General features: G+C 66.2%; 19 protein-coding genes. 12 read left to right on the top strand and 7 right to left on the bottom strand.

Annotation, left to right across the window (positions count from 1 at the left end; translation table 11 throughout):
- Position 1: 1 nt before the first annotated feature.
- Complete coding sequence (locus UU7_RS02645) at positions 2-1675, bottom strand: serine hydrolase (protein ID WP_007805118.1); 1674 nt, start codon at positions 1673-1675, stop codon at positions 2-4.
- A 151-nt stretch (positions 1676-1826) separates the two neighbouring features.
- On the opposite strand from UU7_RS02645, the gene UU7_RS02640 reads away from it, so the two are divergent.
- Complete coding sequence (locus UU7_RS02640; protein WP_007805116.1) at positions 1827-2618, top strand: phosphatase PAP2 family protein; 792 nt, start codon at positions 1827-1829, stop codon at positions 2616-2618.
- Positions 2615-3472 (top strand): DUF72 domain-containing protein, encoded by an 858-nt coding sequence (locus tag UU7_RS02635; RefSeq protein ID WP_007805114.1) that lies wholly within the window; start codon positions 2615-2617, stop codon positions 3470-3472. The genes UU7_RS02640 and UU7_RS02635 overlap by 4 nt, the downstream gene beginning before the upstream one ends.
- Here the strand turns inward: UU7_RS02635 and UU7_RS02630 are convergent.
- The gene (locus UU7_RS02630) at positions 3457-5010 is read right to left on the bottom strand and encodes a POT-type proton-dependent oligopeptide transporter (protein ID WP_007805112.1); all 1554 of its coding nucleotides are present in this window, start codon (positions 5008-5010) and stop codon (positions 3457-3459) included. The two genes, UU7_RS02635 and UU7_RS02630, sit on opposite strands and share 16 nt — an antisense overlap.
- A gap of 148 nt (positions 5011-5158) precedes the next feature.
- Here UU7_RS02630 and UU7_RS02625 point away from each other — a divergent pair, with 148 nt between their 5' ends.
- From UU7_RS02625 to UU7_RS02615, 3 genes are read left to right on the top strand one after another with little or no spacing between them, the layout of a single operon-like run.
- Entirely contained in the window at positions 5159-5599 is a 441-nt protein-coding gene (locus UU7_RS02625; RefSeq protein ID WP_007805110.1) for a guanyl-specific ribonuclease, read from the top strand.
- On the top strand, positions 5596-6039 hold the full coding sequence (locus UU7_RS02620) for a barstar family protein (protein ID WP_007805107.1): 444 nt from the start codon (positions 5596-5598) through the stop codon (positions 6037-6039). The genes UU7_RS02625 and UU7_RS02620 overlap by 4 nt, the downstream gene beginning before the upstream one ends.
- A gap of 28 nt (positions 6040-6067) precedes the next feature.
- A complete protein-coding gene (locus UU7_RS02615; protein ID WP_007805105.1) occupies positions 6068-6331 on the top strand; it encodes an RNA-binding S4 domain-containing protein in 264 nt (87 codons plus the stop codon).
- Between the two features lie 15 nt (positions 6332-6346).
- Here UU7_RS02615 and UU7_RS02610 read toward each other — a convergent pair whose 3' ends face one another.
- Entirely contained in the window at positions 6347-7165 is an 819-nt protein-coding gene (locus tag UU7_RS02610; RefSeq protein WP_007805103.1) for an arylamine N-acetyltransferase family protein, read from the bottom strand.
- 186 nt (positions 7166-7351) lie between these two features.
- Between UU7_RS02610 and msrA the strand changes: the two genes are divergently transcribed.
- On the top strand, positions 7352-8062 hold the full coding sequence (msrA, locus tag UU7_RS02605) for a peptide-methionine (S)-S-oxide reductase MsrA (protein ID WP_007805100.1): 711 nt from the start codon (positions 7352-7354) through the stop codon (positions 8060-8062).
- A gap of 112 nt (positions 8063-8174) precedes the next feature.
- Entirely contained in the window at positions 8175-10019 is a 1845-nt protein-coding gene (locus UU7_RS02600) for an ABC transporter ATP-binding protein (RefSeq protein ID WP_193385044.1), read from the top strand.
- Positions 10020-10042: 23 nt separating this feature from the next.
- Here UU7_RS02600 and UU7_RS02595 read toward each other — a convergent pair whose 3' ends face one another.
- The 3 genes from UU7_RS02595 to UU7_RS17315 are packed head-to-tail and all read right to left on the bottom strand — an operon-like array spanning position 10043 to position 12451.
- Positions 10043-10465, bottom strand: a complete 423-nt coding sequence (locus UU7_RS02595) for a hypothetical protein (RefSeq protein WP_007805096.1) — start codon at positions 10463-10465, stop codon at positions 10043-10045.
- 40 nt (positions 10466-10505) lie between these two features.
- Complete coding sequence (locus UU7_RS17320) at positions 10506-11231, bottom strand: hypothetical protein (RefSeq protein ID WP_007805095.1); 726 nt, start codon at positions 11229-11231, stop codon at positions 10506-10508.
- Positions 11231-12451, bottom strand: a complete 1221-nt coding sequence (locus tag UU7_RS17315) for a DUF6861 domain-containing protein (RefSeq protein WP_007805092.1) — start codon at positions 12449-12451, stop codon at positions 11231-11233. The genes UU7_RS17320 and UU7_RS17315 overlap by 1 nt, the downstream gene beginning before the upstream one ends.
- Positions 12452-12620: 169 nt before the next feature.
- Between UU7_RS17315 and UU7_RS02580 the strand changes: the two genes are divergently transcribed.
- The 4 genes from UU7_RS02580 (at position 12621) to UU7_RS02565 (ending at position 17706) form a co-directional block, all read left to right on the top strand.
- A complete protein-coding gene (locus tag UU7_RS02580; protein ID WP_007805090.1) occupies positions 12621-14372 on the top strand; it encodes an HsdM family class I SAM-dependent methyltransferase in 1752 nt (583 codons plus the stop codon).
- Positions 14373-14466: 94 nt separating this feature from the next.
- Positions 14467-16356 (top strand): DNA topoisomerase IV subunit B, encoded by a 1890-nt coding sequence (gene parE / locus UU7_RS02575; protein ID WP_007805088.1) that lies wholly within the window; start codon positions 14467-14469, stop codon positions 16354-16356.
- 125 nt (positions 16357-16481) lie between these two features.
- Positions 16482-17075: a fasciclin domain-containing protein gene (locus tag UU7_RS02570; protein ID WP_007805086.1), complete on the top strand. Its 594-nt coding sequence runs from the start codon at positions 16482-16484 to the stop codon at positions 17073-17075.
- Positions 17076-17184: 109 nt separating this feature from the next.
- Positions 17185-17706: a 3-hydroxyanthranilate 3,4-dioxygenase gene (locus UU7_RS02565; RefSeq protein ID WP_007805084.1), complete on the top strand. Its 522-nt coding sequence runs from the start codon at positions 17185-17187 to the stop codon at positions 17704-17706.
- Positions 17707-17712: 6 nt separating this feature from the next.
- On the opposite strand, the gene UU7_RS02560 is transcribed toward UU7_RS02565, so the two are convergent.
- Complete coding sequence (locus UU7_RS02560; RefSeq protein WP_007805081.1) at positions 17713-18258, bottom strand: NUDIX hydrolase; 546 nt, start codon at positions 18256-18258, stop codon at positions 17713-17715.
- 176 nt (positions 18259-18434) lie between these two features.
- On the opposite strand from UU7_RS02560, the gene UU7_RS02555 reads away from it, so the two are divergent.
- On the top strand, positions 18435-19964 hold the full coding sequence (locus UU7_RS02555) for an amino acid permease (RefSeq protein ID WP_007805079.1): 1530 nt from the start codon (positions 18435-18437) through the stop codon (positions 19962-19964).
- Positions 19965-19968: the final 4 nt, after the last annotated feature.

Here is a 19968-nt window from a genome sequence, read left to right as displayed (position 1 = left end):
ATCAGTCGGCGTCCGACTTCCCGTCGACCGGCACCATGCGCAGGTCCTGGAAGTCGAAGCTGAAATCGGTCAGCGGCGAAATCGGCTGCATGCGCATTTCGGTGACATGACCGTCCACATCGAGGTCGAAATTGACGAAGGCGTCGGCGTTCAGCGTGCGGTCGTCCCAGCGCACGGTGAAGGTGTCGTGCTGCCACGGCGTCATGGTGCCGACCAGTTGGGCGGTCTTGGAGAAGCGCAGTCGCAGCTTGCCGTTCTCGTGGCTGACGACGACGTCGCCATACCACGGGTCGCGATAGGTGCCCGCGTACCTGGCCAGCGCCAGTGACGGCTTGCTGTGCTTGTCGCGCGACGCCTCGTGCTTCGCCAGACTGTCGTCGGCCTTCGCCTCGGACTTCTTCACCGCGCTGTCGTACACGGCCACCCAGTCGGTCTTCTGGTCCGGATTCAGATATGCATCCAGCACGCGATAGGTCACCGCGTTGAACGCGGCGCCGGACTCGGCATTGGTCAGGACCACCACGCCAAGGTTCTGCCCCGGCACCAGGGTCACCCGCGACACCATGCCCGGCCAGCCGCCGGTGTGCCACACCAGTTTCTGGCCCCGGTAGTCGGACAGGAACCAGCTTTCACCGTAGCCGGAGAAGTTTGGCGTCAGCGCCGCCAGTGCGGGCACCGAGGGCTTGCCGACCCGGATCGGCGTGAGCATGCTCCACATCTCCTGGTGCGCCTTGTCGGAGAACAGGCGTTGCGGCTCGCCGTCGTTGCCCGTGCCCGGCAACACGCCGCCGGCCAGCTGCACATTCATCCACTTGGCCAGGTCGTGCACGCTGGAATAGATGCCGCCGGCGCCCGGATCGTTCAGCCACGCCATCGGCGGCACCGGCTGCAGATCCTTGAAGTCGGCCTTGGCGTGGCCCATCGCCACGTCCATGCCCGGCTTCAGGTAGGTCATGTCGACCAGCGACTCGTCCATGCCCACCGGCTGGAACAGGTGCTCGCGCACGTAGTCGGCGTAGCTCTGGCCGGAGGCCTGCTCGATCACCAGGGTCGCCACCGCGAACAGGATGTTGTCGTAGGCGTAGCCGCTGCGGAAGCCGTTCTTGATCGGCACGTTCGCCAACCGCTGCACCACCTCCTTCGTGCTGTACGAAGTCGGCGGCCAGTACAGCAGGTCGCCGGCACCCAGGCTCAACCCGCTGCGATGCGCCAGCAGGTCGCGGATGCGCATCTCGTGCGTCACGTAGGCATCGGACATGCGGAACCACGGCAGGTGATCGATCACCCGGTCGTCCATCTTCAGCTTGCCCGCGTCGGCCAGCTGCTGCAGCGCTGCCGCGGTGAACGCCTTGGTATTGGAGGCGATCGCGAACAGCGTGCGGGCATCGACCTGGTCCGGCTTGCCGATCTGGCGCAGGCCGAAGCCCTGCTCCATCACCACCTTGCCGTCCTTGACGATGGCCACCGCGATGCCGGGCACGTCGAAGGTCTTGCGCGCGCTGTCGACGTAGGCGCCGAAATCCTGCAGCTGGGCTGGCAGCATCGGCCGCACGCGGTCGCCGGTGGACACCGGCGGCGGCGACTGCGCGGCGGGCGACTGCGCCGAGGCCGCGGTGGCGGAAACAAGCAGCGCGCAGCAAAGCGCCAGACGCAGGGAAAGGGGTCGCTGGGACATCGAAGACTCCGCCGGTGGTGATCGTCCAACTATCGCGGCAAATCCGGCGCAAGGCCAGCACTGGAAGTCATGTCGGGTCCGCCCGGCTCGACGCCACGCCGGCGAGCGTCGATCATGGGCGCTCGAAAGCGGACACGGAAACGCACATACGATGGACGCCATGCCGGAATGGATCGCGGCGCACGCGCTGCTGCTGTGGGCGCTGCTGTTGCTGCTGGCCCTGCTGGCCGGCGACCTGGCCTGGCAGCACAACGCGCGCTGGCAGCACCGCGCACGCCATCGGGGCGAGCCGGCGGTGGTGCTGCGCCGGCACGTCGGCCTGCTGCTGGCGCTGGTGCTGGCCCTGGCCTTCACCGCCATTGCCTTCGCGGTCAACGCGCAGCAAGGCGGCAGGCTGCCGGGTTTCGACACCGGGCTGGCCGAACAACTGCGCGCGCAGTTGCCGACGCCGGTACTGCGCGCGATCGCCATGCTCACCCACCTGGGCGACCTGCTGTGGGTGGCGCCGCTGTCCGCCGTGATCGCCGTGTTCTTGCTGTGGCGCAGACATCGGCGACTGGCTGGCGCGTGGATCATCGCGCTGTTCGGCATCCTGCCGATCAACGGCGGGCTCAAGGCGCTGTTCCAGCGGGTGCGGCCGCTGCATGACCACGGCTTCATCATCGAGCCGGGCTGGAGCTTCCCCAGCGGCCACGCGTTCGGCGCGATGGTGTTCTACGGCATGCTGGCCTATGTGCTGTTGCGGCTGACGCCGCGTTTCCACCGCGCCATCATCGCCGCCGCCGTGCTGCTGATCGGGATGATCGGGATCAGCCGCATCCTGTTGCAGGTGCATTACTTCAGCGACGTGATGGCCGGTTATGCCGCGGGCGCGGCGTGGCTGGTGGTGTGCATCGTGGTCGCCGAAACCCTGCGCCAACCGCCGCCGGAGACATCACCATGAACGACCTGTTTGCCACCAGGACTCATCACGGCCCGACCGTCCGCGTGGGCATCGGCGGCTGGACCTACGCGCCGTGGCGCGACAACTTCTATCCGCCGAAGCTGGTGCAGCGGCGCGAGCTGGAATACGCCAGCCGCCAGCTGCGCGCGATCGAGATCAACGGCACCTTCTACGGCGCGCAGAAGCCCGCCACCTACGGGAAGTGGGCGAAGGAAACGCCGGAAGGTTTCGTGTTCTCGCTGAAGGCGCCGCGCTACGTGGTGGAAAGCCGGCGCCTGGCCGACGCGACCAGGGGCGCCAACGGCTTCATCCACGGCGGCCTAGCCGAGATGGGCGACCGGCTGGGGCCGATCCTGTGGCAGTTGTCGCCGTCGCGGCCGTTCGACGCCGACGACCTGGCCGCCTTCCTCGACACCCTGCCCCGCGAACTCGACGGCCGGCCGCTGCGCCACGTGCTGGAAGTGCGCCACCCCAGCTTCCTCGACGCCGCGTACGTGGAACTGGCGCGCAGCCACCGCATCCCCACCGTGTTCACCGATTCGCCGAAGTACCCGTCGCTGGCCGACCTCACCGGTGATTTCAGCTACGCCCGGCTGATGCGCAGCGAAGACGACCACCCTGCCGGCTACGCGCCTGCCGAGCTGGATCGCTGGGCCGGGCATGCGCGCGACTGGGCCGTCGGCCACGACATCGCCGAACTGCCGCACGTCGGGGCGCTGCAGAAAAAGGCCTCGCCGCGCGACGTGTTCGTGTTCTTCATCAGCGCCGCCAAGCACCGCAACCCGGCCGCCGCGATGGCGCTGCAAAAGCGCGTCGATGCCACGGCGCAATCCGCAGGTCAGGCCGGCCGGTAGTAATCCACCTCGCGATAACGCCGCGCATACAGGCCGAACGCCAGCGCGGCGAGCAGCGCGAACGCGGCGAAGAAGAACATCTGGAAGGCGGTGATGCTGAGCCCGCTGCTGGCGATCGACCCGGTTACCGTGTCGTTGCGCACCGCCGCGTTGGCCAGCAGCACCCACAGGTTGCCGACCGTGGTGGTGAGGTTCCAGAAGCTCATCACCACACCCTTCATCGAGGCCGGCGCCTGGCTGTAGGCAAACTCCAGCCCGGTCGCCGACACCAGTACCTCGCCGAAGGTCAGCAGCGCATACGGCAGCACCTGCCACACGATGGACAGCGGATCGCCGCCATCGATCACCACCTGCAGTCCGCCCACCGCGATCCACGCCAGCCCGCTGAAGGCGATGCCCGTGGTCATCCGGCGCAGCGCGGTGGGCTCGTAGCCGAGCCGGCGCAACATCGGATACAGCACGAAGTTGTTGAACGGGATCAGCAGCATCACCAGCAGCGGATTCAGCGCCTGCATCTGCGCGGGTACGAACCATGAAGGCATGGTCATCTCGCCACCCTGCACCACCCAGGTCGAGGCTTTCTGGTCGAACAGCGAGAAGAACGGCGTGGTCAGCGCGAAGATCACCAGCACCCGCAGCACGTTGCGCGCGCCATCGACGGCGTGATCCGGATGCAGGCCGCGTGCGCGATCCATCTGCAGCCACGCGCCGCCGCCCACGCCGCCGATCAGCAGCACCAGCGCGATGCAGGCGCAGATCACGAAGCCCAGCGACGGCACCAGCACGAACGAAGCCAGCGCCAGCGCCACGGCCGCCGCCGCGACCCACAAACCGGGCCGCGCCTGGCCGGGCCGCTGCGTCAGCAAGGCGGTGCGGACCACCCGCGAGAACGCATCCCGGTCGGGCGGCCCCGGCGGCACCATCACGTATTGCCGGCGGCCCAGCCAGAACACCACGGTGGCGATGAACATCAGGCCACCGGGAATGCCGAACGCCACCGCCGCGCCGTAGTGGCGCAGGAACAGCGGCATCAGCAGCGAGGCGAAGAACGAGCCGAAGTTGATGATCCAGTAGAACGCGTCGAACACCATCTTCGCCAGGTGCTTGTTCGACTGGTCGAACTGGTCGCCAACGAACGACGCCACCAGCGGCTTGATGCCGCCCGCGCCCAGCGCGATCAGCGCCAGTCCGGTGAAGAAGCCCAGCCGGTTGTGCTCGAAGATCGCCAGGCAGGCGTGGCCGGCGCAGTAGATCAGGCTCATCCACAGCACGGTGTTGTACTTGCCGAAAAAGCGGTCGCTGAGCCAGCCGCCCAGCAACGGGAAGAAGTACACGCCGATCACGAAGGTGTGGAAGATGTCCTTCGCCGCCAGGATGCGCTGCCCCTCGGGCATGTACAGCAGCAAGGTGGTGATCAGGAACGGCGTGAGGATGTTGCGCATCCCGTAGAACGAGAAGCGCTCGCAGCCTTCGTTGCCGATGATGTAGCCAATCTGCCGCGGCAGACGGCCCGTGGCGTGGTCGGGGGTAGTGCTCATCCAGACTCCAGGATTCGGGCGGACAGCGCAGGGCTGCGTCCAGGGAAGCCCGAGTGTGCGTAATTTCCTGCGATGAAGGAAGCCGACGCGTCCGGCGGCGTCCCTGCCCCTGCTAAGCTCGCGGCGCCTTCTGCCGCTCGTCGAGCCCATGCGCCAACTCAAACCACTGATCCTGCTGGCGATCGTCATCCTTGCGGTGGCGATGTGGAACCGCCACGCCGACACGCCACGCACGATCGCGCCGACCCCGACCCATGCGGGCGGCGAACTTGCCACGCGCGCGCCGCAGGGCGCCGAGGCGGGCGACACCTCGGGCGACGCCTCGCTGCCGATGCAGGCGCGCGAGATGGTGCAGCGGATCAACCGGGGCGGCCCGTTCGAGCACAGCCAGGACGGCGCCGTGTTCGGCAACTACGAAGGCCTGCTGCCGAAACAGCCGCGCGGCTACTACCACGAATACACGGTGGAGACACCGGGCGCACGCACCCGCGGTGCGCGCCGCATCGTCACCGGCGGCACGCCGCCGGCGGAGTGGTACTACACCGACGACCACTACCGCAGCTTCCGCCGCTTCGAGGTGGCGCGATGAGTGCGCAGCGTTTCGACCTGGACCTGACCCGGCCCAGCCAGAGCGGGGTGTACTTCGTCGGCGCCGACGACATCGACCGGCTCGATCGCGCCGCCACCCGCGACGACCTGTGCGTGTGCCGCACCGACCTGGCCGGCTGTCGCGACAAGGACGAACTGCTGCGCCGCCTGGTCGTGTCGCTGCAGCTGCCCGCCAGCTTCGGCTACAACTGGGACGCACTGGCCGATTGCCTGCGCGACCTGGGCTGGATGCCGTCGTGGGGCTACGTGCTGCTGTTCGAGCACGTCGACGAATTGCGCGAAGCGGCCGGCGCCGACTACGACATCCTGCTGGGCATGCTCGACGATGCCGCCACCTTCGGCGAAGAACACGATCGTCCCTGGTTCGCGTTCCTGGCGCTGCCCGACAGCGCGTTCGAGCCCGCCCACCCTCCCGCCTGAGCGCGGACCATCCATCCACGGCAAACCCATGCAAACCATCGAATTCGAACTGGAAGGCGACTACGTCGAGCTCAACATGCTGTTGAAGCTGGTCGGCCTGTGCGACAGCGGCGGCGCCGGCAAGGCGATGGTGGCCACCGGCGCGGTATCGGTGGACGGCAAGGTCGAGCTGCGCAAGACCTGCAAGATCCACGCAGGCCAGGTGGCCACCATCGACGACGTGGAGATCCACGTGCTGGCAGATCCGGAAGGCTTCGATGACGGCCGTCCGCAGGCCCGTCGCCCCGGCTGAATCAGCTTGGCTGAATCAGGCTCGCGGCAGTCCTTCCAGCCGGCGGTCGAAGTCCGCGTCGACGGGAAGCCGCAGCAGGAATTCGCCTTCCATCACCGCACGCAACTCGGCCAGGTCATGCAGGCGGCGGCGCACCGGCTCTTGGCCGTTGCGACGCTCGGTGTAGTCGTAATTGAGCAGGCCCAGCCGCCGCTCCGCCGTGGTGCGCCCCAGCAACAGGTTGCCCACGAAGCGCGAAGCGGAATGCGTTGACACGTAGTGGTTGGCCACCACGTAATCGACCATCGGCACCGGGTGCAGATCGAAGCGGTACAACGTTCGCCACTCGCCATGGGACAGCGACTGCATGCGCCACTCGGCGTCGTGCTGCAGCAGGCGGAACGGCTCGTGGCCGGTGGCCTGCTCGACATCAGGAAGCAGGCGCAGCGCGCCGGTGAGCACGTGGCCACCGAAGCCCACGTCGACCAGCCAGCTCTCGCCAGCCAGCACGACGTGCAGCAGCATGTGGGTCTGCGGGGTTTCCAGGTCTTCCGGATGCCCCCACAGCACGCGGGCGATCAGGCCGCTGACCTCGAAGCCGATCTCGCGCAGCACGGCCTCGAACAGCAGGTTCTGCTCGAAGCAGTAGCCGCCGCGGCCTTCGTCCACCAGCTTGCGCTGCAGTGCCGCCAGGCCCAGCTCCACCGGGCGGCCCATCAGCGGGTCGAGGTTGGCGAACGGGATCGAGGCCACGTGCGCGATGGCCAGCCCGCCCAGCGTGGCCAGGTCGACGGCAATCGGGCCGGTCCAGCCCACGCGGTGCAGATAGGCGTTCAGGTCGATGGCTTCAGGCACGCCGCGCTCCGGTCAGGTCGACGCCCATGGTAGCCAGCGCGTCGCCTGCCTGCATGTAACCGCGGGTGAGCGGTTGGCGAATCATCAGGTGAGCGCGCAGAAACGGCAGGCATCCGTTGCCGTCCGTTGTGCGTACCCCTCCATGCATGCCGTGCCTGTGCATGCCTTTCCTCCGCGAGGTTGCCCATGTTCCGCCATCGTGCGTTTCGCCTGTTCCCGCTTCTCGGCGCCATCCTGCTTACCGGCCTCGCCGCCTGCCAGCCCACGGCGGTTGCCGGCGAGCTGGCACGCCTGCCCGCTCCCGCCGTCGATGCCGCCCATTCGACCGCGCACAACGAAGTCGCCGTGTTCGCCGGCGGCTGCTTCTGGGGCATCGAGGCGGTGTTCGAACGCATCAAGGGCGTGCAGCGGGTCACCGCCGGCTATTCCGGTGGCGACGCCAATACCGCGCACTACGAAGAGGTCGGCAACGGCGACACCGGCCACGCCGAGTCGGTGAAGGTGGAATTCGATCCATCCCGGGTCAGCTACGGCCAGTTGCTGCAGGTGTTCTTCTCCGTCGCGCTCAACCCCACCGAGCTCAATCGGCAAGGCCCCGACAGCGGCACGCAGTATCGCTCGGTGGTGTTCTACGCCAACGACGAGCAGCGGAAGATCGCCACCGGCTACATCGCCCAGCTGACCTCCATCAACGCGTTCGGCGCACCGATCGTCACCCGGGTGGTGCCGCTCAAGGCCTTCTATCCGGCCGAGGCTTACCACCAGCACTATTACGACCTGCATCCGAACAACCCGTACATCGTGTTCAACGATGCGCCCAAGGTCGCCCACCTGCGGCAGCTGTTTCCCGAGCTCTACCAGGCTCCGCAACATCTGGTGGAAGTCCAGCTGCACTGAAGCGATCTGGCGCTGCATTGCCGATGTCTTCCCGCCTCGGGTTGCATGAGGCGGCACGGCCCCCATCTCGGAAGCTTCGCGCGTCATCGCGCGCTTCCGATATCCTCCCCACGTGCCGCCTCATGCCGCCCCTCCTGCTCCACCGAAGGAACTCGCCCGCAGCTTCCTGGGCGTGTTCCGCTACAGCGGTCGCGCGCTGGAGCTGGTGTGGAGCACCAGCCACGCGCTGACCGTCGCGCTGGCCGCGCTCACCCTGATCGCCGGCCTGCTGCCGGCCGGCATCGCCTGGGTCGGTGCGCACATCGTCGATGCGGTGGTGACCGCCAGTCGCCTCTGGACCGCAGACGGCCACGCGCCGCTGCGCCCGGTCTTCGAATGGGTGGCGCTGGAAGGCCTGCTGGTGGCGGCGCTGGCCGGCGCGCAGCGCGGTTTGTCGCTGTGCCAGTCGCTGCTGCGGGCGCAGCTGGGCCAGCGCGTCAACGTGATGATCCTGGAGAAGGCGCTGACCCTGGAGTTGGCGCACTTCGAGGACTCGGAGTTCTACGACAAGCTCACCCGCGCCCGGCGCGAGGCATCGAGCCGACCGCTGTCGCTGGTGACGCGCACGTTCGGGCTGGGCCAGAACGCGATCTCGCTGCTCAGCTACGGCAGCCTGCTGTTCCAGTTCTCGCCGTGGGCGGTGGCGGTGCTGCTGCTGGCCGGCCTGCCCTCGTTTTTCGCCGAGACCAAGTTCTCCGGCGACGCGTTCCGGCTGTTCCGCTGGCGCTCGCCCGAAACGCGCATGCAGCTGTATCTGGAAACCGTGCTGGCGCGCGAGGACCACGCCAAGGAAGTGAAGCTGTTCGGCCTGGGCCCGCTGCTGCTGCAACGCTATCGCGACATCTTCCACACCCTGTACCGCGCCGATCGCGACCTCGCCGTGCGCCGCGACAGCTGGGGTTTCGTGCTGGGCCTGCTGGGCACGCTGGCGCTGTACGGCGCCTATGCGTGGATCGCCGCCAGCACCGTGATGGCACGCATCACCCTGGGCCAGATGACGATGTACCTGGCGCTGTTCCGCCAGGGCCAGTCGGCTGTATCGGCGATGCTGTCGGCGATCGGCGGCATGTACGAGGACAACCTCTACCTCTCCACGCTGTACGAGTACCTGGAAACCCCGGTGCCGCCGGCGACCGGCATGGCGCAGCACGGGGCGAAGCCCGAGGACGGCATCCGCTTCGAGCAGGTCAGCTTCACCTACCCCGGCGCCAGCGAGTCGGCGCTGCGCGACATCGACCTGCACATCCGCCCCGGCGAATCGCTGGCTCTGGTCGGCCAGAACGGCTCGGGCAAGACCACCCTGATCAAGCTGCTCACGCGCCTGTACACGCCCGACCGCGGCCGCATCCTGCTCGACGGCACCGACCTGCGCGAGTGGGACGAGGGCGTGCTGCTGCAGCGCATCGGGGTGATCTTCCAGGACTTCGCGCGCTACCAGATGCGCGTGGGCGAGAACGTGGGCGCCGGCGACGTCACCCACTTCGACGACGAGGTGCGCTGGCGCGAGGCCAGCGACAAGGGCATGGCCAGCGATTTCATCGACAGCCTGCCGGCCGGTTTCGATACGCAGCTCGGCAAGTGGTTCAACGACGGGCGGGAACTCTCCGGCGGCCAGTGGCAGAAGATCGCCCTGGCCCGCGCCTTCATGCGCTCGCGCGCCGACATCCTGGTGCTGGACGAACCCACCGCCGCGATGGACGCGCAAGCGGAAGCCACCATCTTCGAACACTTCCGCGAACTGTCCGGCGGCCGCATCGCGATCCTGATCTCGCACCGCTTCTCCACCGTGCGCATGGCCGACCAGATCATCGTGATCCAGGACGGCCGCATCATCGAGCGCGGCAACCACGTGCAGCTGATGGCCGAGGACGGCCATTACGCGCATCTGTTCTCGCTGCAGGCGCAGGGGTATCGATGAGGTCGTGAGGACCGCGGGACGACTCAGTCGTAATAGCCGGGCGCAAACACGAGCACGCTTTCCGCCGGGGCTTTCGGGTCGTCTTTCGCATACGGAACGTAAAGGCTTAGCCCCAGCGCCAGGGAGATCGCGCCGTCGACCTCACGCTGCAGCTGAGGGTCCCTGGACTTCAGGTATTTCACGGCCTCGTCGAAACCCATGCCCAACAAGTTGATGCCGTAGAGTCCAGCCGCTGCCGGCGAGGCAAGCTCGATCGCCTCGAGTTGTCCGGCCCTGTCGTAATTGGCGAACAACCCCGCTTCGACGAAGTGGTCAGTGGGATGCGCGGCATCCGGGCTGCGCTTGAATGCGTTGAACCTGGCATGCAGCAGCGCCCTGACTTGCGAGGCGGACATTCCGAAAAGAAGACGATCCACACCCTTGTGCGAAGCGATCACGCATTCCATCGAATGCTCGCCTCCCGCAACGCCAGGTCGGCATCCGGCATCACTCGAACAACAATTTTCGCAAACGATCCTGGGTTGGCCCGCTGCTTTCGTCATTGAAAGGCATTTCCGCGGCAACCATACGCAGTACGCCATGACGCATCTCGCTGGTTCGAAAATCGGAGCATGCGAGCAAGTTGTCCCGTCGAAACGTACCCCTGAGTGCCCAGAAACGGGGACCAAACCACATGACATGACCGACCATTTCGACGTAACCGGGTTTGAGGCTTCTTCGTCCAGGGTTGCCGGACGTATCGACGACCAGCTTTTGCAGCGGCGCCGGCAATCCGTTCGAAATCATCGGCAAGCCCGCCATGCTCCTGCCTGCGGCCTGATACTGCAGCGGATCTGCCGCGTTCTGCCAGAACGAATAGTCACTGTTTACGAGACACGCCTGAACAAACCCTTCGCAACCAAGCAAGGCGCCCACGACTTCTTGCCAGGCGGCAAGCGGGCAAGGTTCACCCATGCTGACCGTCACTGACTGCAGTTGAAACGCACGCATGGTCGAAAAGTGAATCGATAGAGCGCCCGCCCCGATCTTGAAGGACGGCTTTCCATCCATCGCAATCCTGCCGATGGCAGCCTGGGCCGGCATCGGCTCTTCGTAGAGCGTGACCGACTTGTCTCGCAGATGCAGGGCACCGATGAGTCGGTTGGCTGCATCGTCGGCAGCGAGCGAATCCATCGCAAAGATCAGCTCGATTTGCTCAGCATTTTTGTTCATCAATGGAATTCCTTGACTATGACGGTGACGCCTTGGCGCTGACCGTAATCGATAAGTCCCGATGCCGCTTGCGCACCGCCGGGCTGAACCCGCAGATCGAGCACCATGTTCGCCGGTTGGCCGTCAACCGTGGCACCATTGGTGGCAAGATCATCGATGTGGCTTTCCAGCCGTCCCAGCCATGAGGCGCCTGTGGTGTCCACCGTTTTCAGGCTGACCAGCGTATCTCCTTGCTGAAAGTCCACCAGCGGAAAATAGCCTCCCCGCTCAGCGCCCACGCGATACCAGCCATTGGCAGGACTGTATTCGGATTTCGCCAATCGGGATTCAATCGCGATTCCGCGGTCCCGGGGAGGCATCTCCCATACGCTTTTCTCCGTCCTTGTTTCCGGCTTTGGCGTCTCTCTTGTATTCCTTGGTGGAGCGTTTCGCCGAACGCGCGCGAAATCATCGGGCGATTGCTCTCTCCCAGGCCCTCCTGCCGTCGACTCCTGACGGGCAGGCCGCAACCGCGGGTCTGCCCTGAGCTTCGACTCATTTCGCAACAACCATTCGCCGAACTTGCGCCCCAGACGACCATGGCTGGCCTTTTCGGCGAGTTCCCGCATGCTGCCGCGACCCTTGCTGACGTAGGCGACAATCGCCATCAGCAAGAGGACGAACATGGCCACGTGACCACGGGCAAGCAGGCTGGCCGCGTGCCGGATGGCGAAGGCATTGATGTGCGGTTGCCCCTGAGGCAACGATGGCGGAGCGGCGGCAAGCCACGCCTCGCGAATCCCGCTCCAATAGGTACGTCCGATAGCTGGCAGGCCTTCGACGACGAATTCGGCCAACGCCTTCAGACCCAGCGCGGCGAGTATCCATTCGCCGGCTTCCGCTCCCAGCGCTGCGCCCGCCACCGCACCCGGTGCGGCGCCCGCCCCGAAACCGCCGAAGAATCCCGCGACGCCACCAAGCAGCGCGCCGATGCCAGTGGTTGCGACCATGATCACCAGGCATTCGGCCAGCAAGCGGGCGATCTCCCGGGCGATCGCGGCGACGTCCAAGTCATGGAAGTCGTGCTCGATCTGTTCGGCAGCCTGCTGGGCCGATTGTGTCAATGCCTCCCTGAGGCAGAAGCTGCGCGCCGCGATCAGGGCGGCATCACCCCTTACCGCGGAAACTCCGCGCGCAGCCCAGCGTTCCAGCTCGATCCATGCACCTTGCAGTCCCGTCATCGTCCCTGATCCCCGGTCGACAAAATCTCATCGAGGCCAGAGGATAACGTGCATCCATGCCTCGTCGGCGTGACATGCGTCATCCTTGTGTGATGCTGCGCACGGCGGACCAGGGCGTCGCAGGCAGGCTCCGCGCCACGACGCATCACGACACACGGGTATCCCGCCGATGGACACGCGCAACATGGACGATACCGACGAACGGCTCATGCGACGCCCGCGCTACGCCGGCGTGGAGATTCGAAAATCCGCGGGTGCCACCTATACGCCGGCCGCCCTCGCCGACTTCGTCGCGCAACAGATGCTGCGCGTCGCCACCCTGCCCCGGCGCGGAAGCATCCGCGTGCTTGATCCGGCAGCCGGCGATGGCGCCCTGCTCGATGCCTTGATCACGGCACTGCCGGCCACGCTGCGCAAACGCCTGCAGGTGCGCGGCTACGACATCGACCAGCCAGCGCTGGCGCAGGCTAACGAGCGCCTTCGTCGCGATCACCCCGACGTGGATATCCTGCTTGAGCAAGCCGACTTTCTCGACGTGGTCAGTCGCCCGCCGAACGGCACGCCGACACGGCGTTTCGACCTGGTCATCGCCAACCCGCCCTACGTGCGCACGCAGATCATGGGCGCGCAGCAGGCGCAAGAACTGGCGCGACAGTTCGGCCTGACCGGCCGGGTGGATCTGTATTACCCCTTTCTGCTGGGCATCTCGCGTGTACTCGGCGAGGACGGCGTGGCGGGCGTGATCACCTCCAACCGCTTCATGAGCACCCGCTCTGGCCAGGCGGTGCGGCGCGAACTGCTGTCGCGTTTCCGGGTGACGCAGGTATGGGACATGGGCGACAGCAAGCCGTTCGGCGCCGCGGTCTTGCCGGCCGTCCTGCTGGCGCGCGGCGCGAAGCCGGACGGTACTGCCGATGCTGCGATCGGCTTTTCCTCGCTTTACGAAACGCGCGAGCCCGCCACGGCCGAAGCCGCGGATGCGCTGTCCGCGCTGGCGGCCGGCGATGACGAGGTGGCGGGCCTCGCCGACGGTCGCCGCTTCCGCGTCCGGCATGGCGTGCTCGATCATGGCGATACGACGGAGGGTGTCTGGCGCCTGGCCAGCGTGGCTGGCGAGCACTGGCTGGCCACGGTCGCCGCACACACCTGGGCCACGTTCCGCCATATCGGCAAGATCCGCGTGGGCGTAAAATCCACCGCCGACAAGGTCTTCATCCGCGATGACTGGGATGGCCTGCCCGATGGGCGGCCGGAACTGCTGCGCCCCCTGATCACGCGCCACGCCGCGCGCCGCTTCAAGGCCGACATGTCGCCGGCACCATCGCGGCGCCGGGAAATCCTGTATCCCCATGTGGTCGTGAACGGCCGGCGCGAAGCTGCCGACCTTGGTCTTTGCCCGAACGCGCGCGCCTATCTGGAACGTCATCGCGACACGCTGGAGGCACGCAGCTACCTCATTGCAGCCGGGCGTCGCTGGTACGAACTGTGGGTTCCGCAGGACCCGGCCGCATGGAGCGCCCCGAAACTGGTCTTTCCGGACATCTCGGAAAAGCCCGTGTTCTGGATGGATACGGAAGGCGGCGTGGTCAACGGCGAGTGCTACTGGCTGCAGTGCCAACGCGAACACGAGGAGGATCTGCTGTGGCTTGCGCTGGCCGTGGCCAACTCGAGCTTCATCGAGGCGTTCTACGATCACCGCTTCAACAACAAGCTCTACGCCGGCCGGCGACGCTTCATCACCCAGTACGTGGAGCAGTTTCCGCTGCCCGATCCGGCCCGCCGTGAGTCCGCCGAGGCGGCGGCGCTGGCGCGGCAGATTCACGAGCGGCTGCCCGGCGACGACGCCGAACGGCTGGCTCGCGAACTCGATGCGCGGATCTGGACATTGTTCGGCCTGGCACCGCCAGCGGGGCGGTCCTGATGCCTTCCATGCCGCCGGGCCGAGTCTGCGCGGCTTGACCGTCGCCACCTGCGCACCCCATGCTTTGCCGTCTTTTCTCCATCGAAACACACGCATGAGCAGTCGCTACAACGCCGCCGACATCGAAGTCCTGTCCGGCCTGGACCCGGTGAAACGCCGACCGGGCATGTATACCGACACGACCCGGCCAAACCACCTGGTGCAGGAGGTGGTGGACAACTCGGTGGACGAGGCACTGGCCGGCCACGCCAGTGCGATCGAGGTGGTGCTGCACGCCGATGGCTCGGTATCGGTGAGCGACGACGGCCGCGGCATGCCGGTGGACATCCATCCCGAGGAGGGCGTGTCGGGCGTCGAGCTGATCATGACCCGGCTGCACGCGGGCGGTAAGTTCAGCGGCAAGAACTACAGCTTTTCCGGCGGCCTGCACGGCGTGGGCGTGTCGGTGGTCAACGCGCTGTCCGATCGGGTGGAAGTCACCATCCGCCGCGACGGTTCCGAGTACGCGATGGCGTTCGAGCACGGCGACAAGGTCAGCCCGCTGGAAGTGATCGGCACGGTCGGCAAGAAGCGCACCGGCACCACCCTGCACTTCTGGCCCGAGGCGAAATACTTCGACTCGCCCAAGGTGTCGCTGGGCAAGCTCAAGCACCTGTTGCGGGCCAAGGCCGTGCTGTGCGCCGGCCTCAACATGAAGCTCACCGACGAAGCCAGCGGCGAGGTCATCGAGTGGCATTACGAGGACGGCCTGCGCGACTACCTGCGCGGCGAGCTCGAAGGCAACGAAGCCCTGCCCAACGACTTGTTCGTGCACCAGATGGCGCGCGATGCCGAAGGCATGGAGGTCGCCCTGGCCTGGCTGCCCGAAGGCGAGCTGGTGCAGGAAAGCTACGTCAACCTGATTCCCACCGCCCAGGGCGGCACCCACGTCAACGGCCTGCGCACCGGCCTGACCACCGCGATCCGCGAGTTCTGCGACATCCGCAACCTGCTGCCGCGCGGCGTGAAGCTGGCGCCGGAAGACGTGTGGGAGCGCATCGCGTTCGTGCTGTCCGCACGGCTGCAGGACCCGCAGTTCGCCGGCCAGACCAAGGAGCGGCTGTCCTCGCGCCAGGCCGCCGGCATGATCGAGAACGTCATCCACGACGCCTTCAGCCTGTGGCTGAACCAGAACGTGGGCACCGGCGAGCGCATCGCCCAGCTGGCGATCGAGCGCGCCAGTGCGCGACTGAAAGCCGCCAAGCAGATCGTGCGCAAGAAGATCACCCAGGGCCCGCAGCTGCCCGGCAAGCTGGCCGACTGCACCGCCACCGACCTCACCCGTACCGAACTGTTCCTGGTCGAGGGCGACTCGGCCGGCGGCAGCGCCAAGCAGGCGCGCGACAAGGAGTTCCAGGCGATCCTGCCGCTGCGCGGCAAGATCCTCAACACCTGGGAAGTCGAATCGACGTCGGTGCTGGCGTCCGAGGAAGTGCACAACCTGGCGGTGGCGATCGGCTGCGATCCGGGCAAGGACGACCTGTCCGGCCTGCGCTACGGCAAGGTGGTGATCCTGGCCGATGCGGACTCCGACGGCCTGCACATCGCCACCTTGCTGTCGGCGCTGTTCCTGCGACATTTCCCCAGGCTGGTCAGCGAAGGCCACGTGTTCGTGGCGATGCCGCCGCTGTTCCGCGTCGACGTGGGCAAGCAGGTGTTCTACTGCCTCGACGAAGGCGAGAAGGATGCGATGCTGCAGCGGATCGAGCGCGAGAAGATGAAGGGCGCGGTCAGCACCACCCGCTTCAAGGGCCTGGGCGAGATGAACCCGCCGCAGTTGCGCGAATCGACCATCCACCCGGATACGCGCCGGCTGGTGCAGCTGACCATCGGCGACGACGACGGCACGTCGAAACTGATGGACATGCTGCTGGCCAAGAAGCGTGCCGGTGACCGCAAGGCGTGGCTGGAAGAAAAAGGCGACCTGGCCACACTCGAGGTCTGAACCGAGCGTCGCTGGCCTGACTTCCCTGCACTGGGTGCCAGGCGGCTCCCGTGCATCCGTTCCGATGCAAGCTGCGTATCTCCAGTTGCTTCCAATCCGCGAAGCGGAAAACCTGGAGAACATTCATGAAGACCCTTTCCCGCATGCGTGCCCTGGCCATCGGCCTTTCCATGGCTCTGGCCACCGCTGTCGTGGTGCCGATGGCGATGGCCGGCCAGATGGAGTCGATGAGCATGCAGAAGACCGTGATGGTTGGCGGCGCTGCCATGTATCCCACGAAGAACATCATCGAGAACGCGGTGAACTCGAAGGATCACACCACCCTGGTCGCCGCGGTGAAGGCCGCCGGCCTGGTCGAGACGCTCGAAGGCACGGGTCCGTTCACCGTGTTCGCGCCCACCAACGAGGCGTTCGCTGCCCTGCCCGCCGGTACCGTGGACAATCTGCTGAAGCCGGAAAACAAGGCCACGCTGACCAATATCCTCACCTACCACGTGGTGCCGGGCAAATACACCGCGCACGACCTGGCCAAGCTGGCCAAGGCCCACGCCGGCAAGGCGATGCTGAAGACGGTCGAGGGCGACTCGATCACCGTCGCCGGCAAGAACGGCAAGTGGACCGTCACCGATGCCAAGGGCAATGTCGCGAATATCACGATCGCCGACGTCGCCCAGTCCAACGGCGAGATCTTCGTGATCGACAAGGTGCTGATGCCGTAACAGCGAAGTTGCGATCGCCACAAAAAGAAGCCGCCCGGGTCGCCCGGGCGGCTTCTTTTGTGACGATGGCGGCGCTATGGTGCGAGCTGGTTCCCCGCGAGCATTGCGCATGGCCCTGTTGCCGCCCCTCGACCTGCAGCGCTGGATCGACGAACACCGCCACCTGCTGAAACCGCCGGTGGGCAACAAGTGCATCGTCGACGGCGACTTCATCATCATGATCGTGGGCGGCCCGAATGCGCGCACCGACTACCACTACGACGAAGGTCCCGAATTCTTCTATCAGCTTGAAGGCGAGATCACGCTGAAAGTTCAGGACGACGGCGTGGCCCGCGACATCCCCCTGCGCGCCGGAGAGATCTTCTACCTGCCCCCGCGCGTGCCGCATTCACCGAACCGCGCCGCCGGCTCGATCGGGCTGGTGATCGAGCGTCGCCGCATGACCGGCGAGAAGGATGGCCTGATGTGGTTCTGCGAGCAGTGCAACCACAAGCTGTACGAGGAGTACTTCACCCTCGACAGCATCGAGAGTGATTTCCCGCCGGTGTTCGAACGCTTCTACCGCTCAATCGATGCGCGCACCTGCAGCGAATGCGGCCAGGTCCATCCGGCGCCGGAAAAATACGCGTAGGGCGGGCTACCGCTCCAGCCACTTGCGCGCCATCCGTCGCAGCGACGCATCGAGTGTCTCGTCAGCGGCCACCTCGCCCACCGGCCGCCATGCCAGCGCATGCGATTCGGCATTGACCACAAACGATTCGTCGGTTCCCGCGCGCACCACGTAGCGCACGTCGTAATGCCAGTGTTCCGGCTCGTTCGCACGGGCGGGGATGCGGTGTCGATCAAGGTCGAAGATGTCGCCTTCGACGCGAAGACCGGTCAGGCCGGTTTCCTCTTCCGCCTCGCGCAGGGCGACCCGGGCAAGATCCGTGTCGCCATCGGCATGACCACCCGGCTGCAGCCAGCGGTCGAGCTTGCGGTGATGCATCAGCAGCACGCGCCTGCCATCGCCGCTGACCAGCCAGGCCGAGCCGGTGAAGTGGCCCACGGCGTTGCTGCGCTCGAATCCATCCGCCTGCGCATGCAGAAAACTTTCGAACTGCGCGACGACCGCGGACTCCCCCTGCCATTGGTCACGGTAGCGCTGGAAAGCTTCGAACATGATGATGATCGGCTGCTGCATGGATGTCCCGCGATGAGTCGAACGACTGCCTGAAAACCGGTCGCGGCATGTTTCGCCGCAACATGAGTGAAGCTTGTACAACCTTTGCCGCATGGGCTATGTTGGCCCGCCATTGCCCAGCCGTTTCATCCATCCGCCGCAGAGCGGACGCGGGCAAATCACCTGAGGGGAAGTTGATGATAAAAGGTCTATTTGCCACTCACACGATCGAGGCAATGCCTCATGTGGACGCTGGCGAACCCGTCGAAGGCGGCGCCGAGGGCGAAGTCACTCTCAAGCGCGTGCTGACGGCTCGGCATCTGGTGATGCTCGGCATCGGTGCGGTGATCGGCGCCGGCATCTTCGCCATCACCGGCACGGCGGCGGCCCAGTTCGCCGGCCCCGCACTCATTTTCAGCTTTCTGATCGCAGCGTTTGCCTGCGGCCTGGCCGGCATGTGCTACGCGGAATTCGCCGCGATGCTGCCGGTATCCGGCAGCGCCTATTCCTACTCCTACGCGACCCTGGGCGAAGTGGTGGCCTGGTTCATCGGCTGGGCGCTGGTGCTCGAATACCTGTTCGCCGCATCGACCGTGGCGGTCGCCTGGTCGGGTTATTTCGGCGAGATGCTGCGAATGCTCAGCTCGATGACGGGCGTGAACTTCACCCTGCCCGCAGCGCTCTCGTCGGCTCCGCTGACCTTCGCCGAAGGCGGTCACAAGCTGGTGTTCACCGGCGCGCTGATCAATCTTCCGGCGATCCTCATCGTCGGCGCGATCAGCTGGCTGTGCTACATGGGCATCACCCAGTCGGCCACGGTCAACGCGATCATCGTCGCGATCAAGGTCACCGTGATCGTGCTGTTCCTGATCGTGATGTTCAACTACATCAATGCCGACCTGTGGCATCCCTTCATCCCGGCGAACGAGGGCGGTTCGAAATTCGGCTGGAGCGGCATCTATCGCGGCGCCACCCTGGTGTTCTTTGCCTACATCGGCTTCGATGCGGTTTCCACGGCCGCCGGCGAAGCGAAGAATCCCCAGCGCGACATGCCGATCGGCATCCTCGGCTCGCTGCTGATCTGCACCGTGCTGTACATCGCGATGGCTGCGGTCATGACCGGCACCACGCCGTTCCGCATGCTCAACACGCCCGAGCCGGTCGCCACCGCGATCAACTACGTGCTCGGCAATGTCGCCCCCGGCTCCGCCTCCAGCTACCTGCTGGGCTCGCTGAAGGTGCTGGTGGTGTTCGCTGCACTCGCCGGCCTGAGCTCGGTGATCCTGGTGATGCTGATGGGCCAGCCGCGCATCTTCTATTCGATGTCGCGCGATGGCCTGTTGCCCCAGGCGCTGGGCAAGCTGCATTCGAAGCACCGCACCCCGTACATCGGCACCATCCTGGTGGGCGTGATCGCCTGTCTCCTGGCCGGTCTGTTCCCGGTGGACGTGCTCGGCGACCTGGTCTCGATGGGCACCCTGCTCGCCTTCGCCACCGTGTGCATCGGCGTGCTGGTGCTGCGTCGTACCCGTCCGGAACTGCCGCGCGCCTTCCGCGTGCCGCTGCCGTGGGTGGTCTGCCCGCTGGGCGCCTTCGCCTGCCTGTTCCTGTTCTGGCAGGCCTTCAAGGTGCGCTGGCCGCTGCTGGTGGGCTGGATCGTCATCGGCTTCCTGGTCTACGCCTTCTACGGCTACCGCAACAGCAAATTGCGCCAGAGCGCGCAGTGACACC

It is taken from the genome of Rhodanobacter spathiphylli B39, assembly GCF_000264295.1.
GTDB lineage: Bacteria > Pseudomonadota > Gammaproteobacteria > Xanthomonadales > Rhodanobacteraceae > Rhodanobacter > Rhodanobacter spathiphylli.
This window is presented reverse-complemented; position numbering and strand designations above follow the sequence as displayed.

Coding starts and splice junctions, on each gene's coding strand:
- UU7_RS02625 (WP_007805110.1), top strand. CDS start 5,159: ATGCGCCAACTCAAACCACTGATCCTGCTGGCGATCGTCATCCTTGCG.
- UU7_RS02565 (WP_007805084.1), top strand. CDS start 17,185: ATGGCCCTGTTGCCGCCCCTCGACCTGCAGCGCTGGATCGACGAACAC.
- UU7_RS02595 (WP_007805096.1), bottom strand. CDS start 10,465: ATGGAATGCGTGATCGCTTCGCACAAGGGTGTGGATCGTCTTCTTTTC.
- UU7_RS02645 (WP_007805118.1), bottom strand. CDS start 1,675: ATGTCCCAGCGACCCCTTTCCCTGCGTCTGGCGCTTTGCTGCGCGCTG.
- UU7_RS02635 (WP_007805114.1), top strand. CDS start 2,615: ATGAACGACCTGTTTGCCACCAGGACTCATCACGGCCCGACCGTCCGC.
- UU7_RS02615 (WP_007805105.1), top strand. CDS start 6,068: ATGCAAACCATCGAATTCGAACTGGAAGGCGACTACGTCGAGCTCAAC.
- UU7_RS02620 (WP_007805107.1), top strand. CDS start 5,596: ATGAGTGCGCAGCGTTTCGACCTGGACCTGACCCGGCCCAGCCAGAGC.
- UU7_RS17320 (WP_007805095.1), bottom strand. CDS start 11,231: ATGAACAAAAATGCTGAGCAAATCGAGCTGATCTTTGCGATGGATTCG.
- UU7_RS02630 (WP_007805112.1), bottom strand. CDS start 5,010: ATGAGCACTACCCCCGACCACGCCACGGGCCGTCTGCCGCGGCAGATT.
- parE (WP_007805088.1), top strand. CDS start 14,467: ATGAGCAGTCGCTACAACGCCGCCGACATCGAAGTCCTGTCCGGCCTG.
- UU7_RS02555 (WP_007805079.1), top strand. CDS start 18,435: ATGATAAAAGGTCTATTTGCCACTCACACGATCGAGGCAATGCCTCAT.
- UU7_RS02580 (WP_007805090.1), top strand. CDS start 12,621: ATGGACACGCGCAACATGGACGATACCGACGAACGGCTCATGCGACGC.
- UU7_RS02560 (WP_007805081.1), bottom strand. CDS start 18,258: ATGCAGCAGCCGATCATCATCATGTTCGAAGCTTTCCAGCGCTACCGT.
- UU7_RS02640 (WP_007805116.1), top strand. CDS start 1,827: ATGGACGCCATGCCGGAATGGATCGCGGCGCACGCGCTGCTGCTGTGG.
- msrA (WP_007805100.1), top strand. CDS start 7,352: ATGTTCCGCCATCGTGCGTTTCGCCTGTTCCCGCTTCTCGGCGCCATC.
- UU7_RS17315 (WP_007805092.1), bottom strand. CDS start 12,451: ATGACGGGACTGCAAGGTGCATGGATCGAGCTGGAACGCTGGGCTGCG.
- UU7_RS02570 (WP_007805086.1), top strand. CDS start 16,482: ATGAAGACCCTTTCCCGCATGCGTGCCCTGGCCATCGGCCTTTCCATG.